The 2,403-nt window shown below is 37.9% G+C and carries 3 protein-coding genes; 2 read left to right on the top strand and 1 reads right to left on the bottom strand.

Annotation, left to right across the window (positions count from 1 at the left end; translation table 11 throughout):
- The first annotated feature begins 49 nt into the window (after positions 1–49).
- Positions 50–1,195 carry a hypothetical protein gene (locus C2M36_RS09540; protein WP_105254730.1) on the top strand — a complete coding sequence of 382 codons (1,146 nt, stop codon included), beginning with the start codon at positions 50–52 and terminating at the stop codon, positions 1,193–1,195.
- A 152-nt stretch (positions 1,196–1,347) separates the two neighbouring features.
- Positions 1,348–2,040 carry a hypothetical protein gene (locus C2M36_RS09545; protein WP_105254731.1) on the top strand — a complete coding sequence of 231 codons (693 nt, stop codon included), beginning with the start codon at positions 1,348–1,350 and terminating at the stop codon, positions 2,038–2,040.
- Positions 2,041–2,139: 99 nt separating this feature from the next.
- Here C2M36_RS09545 and C2M36_RS09550 read toward each other — a convergent pair whose 3' ends face one another.
- The gene (locus C2M36_RS09550) at positions 2,140–2,328 is read right to left on the bottom strand and encodes a hypothetical protein (RefSeq protein ID WP_158678914.1); all 189 of its coding nucleotides are present in this window, start codon (positions 2,326–2,328) and stop codon (positions 2,140–2,142) included.
- Positions 2,329–2,403: the final 75 nt, after the last annotated feature.

Genomic DNA, 2,403 nt, shown 5'->3' on the forward strand with positions numbered 1-2,403 from the left:
AAGTTGATAATATGGAAATATGCTGGGGACACTAACAGTGCCAAGAAATATGACAGAAGCAAATACATCTGCTTTTACCCGAATTCATGAGCATGTATTGGAGTTTGACTCAGAAAACTTCAGAAAAAGAAAAGATAAAATCTGTATTGCCACAAATGATGAAGCAAAGCGTGTTCTTAAATATGCCGAAATTAAAGATAGTTGTTCAATATATAATCGCTATTATTACACTGAGCTTGCTATTGATGATAGGCGGCTTGTTGCTATCAAAGGTGTCGATGAAATCGTCATTGATAAGAATGAGTTGGATAAATATTGTTACTCTGAAGATTGTGCTGGTATATTTACCATTTTGCTCTCAGAGGGCTTTATAACCCCCAGAGATGATAAAGAGTCAGTTTATGCACTCTACGATAAAATATTGTTTGATGATGAGGATGAAGGGGTAAGAAGAGTTTCTCATATAGAACTGAGAGCTTTTTTAGAAGATTTTCACTTGATCGAAATTATTTCCGGTAGCCTAAATTCAGAAAGGGTTTTTGGTTGCTTTATATTAGAAAGTAATAAATCAAATCTTCATAAAAATATTGAACGTGATTTAATCAAAAAAACATTTGAGAGTGGCTCAGAAAAATTACCATATAGGCACATAATCAAGTCTTTGTTGTATTACGATGAACCTAAACATCTATTTTTAGAATTATACCGGTGTATAGAGAGACTCTATTCTTTACCTGCTATAGGTAAGTTGAAAGAGAGGTTGAGAGATTGCCTCACAGAAAAGGATGTATGTTCTTTTGAATTATCTGAGATAGTTGAAAGCTCAATAGGTTGGAGGCAGACAGAAGAGTCAGGGCTCAAAATGCTTATTGCTAAAGTCGACCGGTCTATCATCGACGCCGCATTGCAACATATTAAGAAAACGAGCATTAATAATGGGGTCTTTGATTTAGAAAAGGAATATGAAGTTATAAAAAACTCTACTGAAGACTGTGACAGTAAGGAGATGCTAATAAGTGATCTTTATACACGGAAAGCAAACATAGTAGCAAAAATAATATATAAAACCAGAAACTCTTTTGTTCACTTCAGAGAAGTACACGTAACACCATACGCCCAAGAAGAAGATATTCCTGAACTGTGTAATCTACTTTTATTACTTATCGATCCAATTTATTCGGAGGTTATTAGCTAAAAATAAAACTGATTTTCTTGAGAGTGGTATAGAATAACACCAATGGGGTCAGGTCTTGTTTTTTCATCTGGCCGAGACGGGGGATTATTGAACCCTTCATGCAAAAAATGAAAGGACAACCACGTTAATCAGTTTAGAGGGATAGTGAGGACATGGAAGTTAGTGCAAAGCTCAAAAATGTAGAGCCAATATTTTTACTGATTACTAAGTTTGCAGTGATCGTATCGACGGCTTTTTTCATTATTGGAATTAGCTATTGTGTCGGGCTTGACGCTGGCTATGGTGTGACGACCGCTACCCCCAGCATTGAAGAATACACACTAATTGGCTTTTTTGTCACATTCAAAGTGTTGGGGCAGGTATTTGCAGCTATCTTCAGCGGGCTAGTCAGCAATTGGGTTGTATGGCCTGCGATGCTTGGAGTGGTGATATCATTTGTACTCCTATCTCATTTGGCCTTTCGTTTAATTCCGTTCTTGAAAAAGTATGAAGAGGGGTTTGAGAAGAAACTGAATCAATGGTCTCTAACCACAAACTCACTAGCCACTATCACCCTAGCTGCTTCTTTTCTGTATTTGATTCCCATATCTGCATTTACAGCCGGAAAGGTTCATGCTGACGAAGTCATTGAGAAAATTGCTTCTAATGGGTGCTCAAGATCTTTTCAAGGCACTACGGGTTGGTCAATTTGTAGTGAGATTAACCTAAAAGGGTCTACCGTCATCAAAGGTTTTTTGGTTTATAGAACTGATGATCAAGCTGCATTTATCACTCATGACACACAAGACCTTATAATCACACCTATCCCCAAAGACGCTGTTATAAAGCGCCTAAGAATAAAGTGACAAAAAATAAATAACACACCCATACTCAAAGGAAAGAAATGGGGCAGGTCTTGCATTGTGCAGCCCAGCAAATTCACTTGACCTCTTTTATCCTTTATCTCAATCCTCTGGCCCTTTCAGGGTAAAGGTTAAGTGCTTGCGCATATCTTTTAGGATCACGCCTTTTTTCAGCATGGCGGCGCTTAAGCGTTTTTGCCATTTGAGTAGGTGAGGTTCGGCGGCCTTTAGTGCTTGGTCATTTTCGAATTGAAAACACAGGAGCAGGGAGCCGGGTGACCTTTCCCCCAAAATTAACACCATGACTTTGATGAGATTTCCAATAAACTGGAGACAATGGAGATCTCAAAATGAAAAAACGTTACA

Source organism: Pseudoalteromonas sp. T1lg75, from assembly GCF_002964705.1.
In the GTDB taxonomy this organism is placed as follows: domain Bacteria; phylum Pseudomonadota; class Gammaproteobacteria; order Enterobacterales; family Alteromonadaceae; genus Pseudoalteromonas.

Bases quoted from the DNA above. Each gene is read 5' to 3' on its own strand.
- C2M36_RS09545 (WP_105254731.1), top strand. From the start codon at position 1,348: ATGGAAGTTAGTGCAAAGCTCAAAAATGTAGAGCCAATATTTTTACTG.
- C2M36_RS09540 (WP_105254730.1), top strand. From the start codon at position 50: ATGACAGAAGCAAATACATCTGCTTTTACCCGAATTCATGAGCATGTA.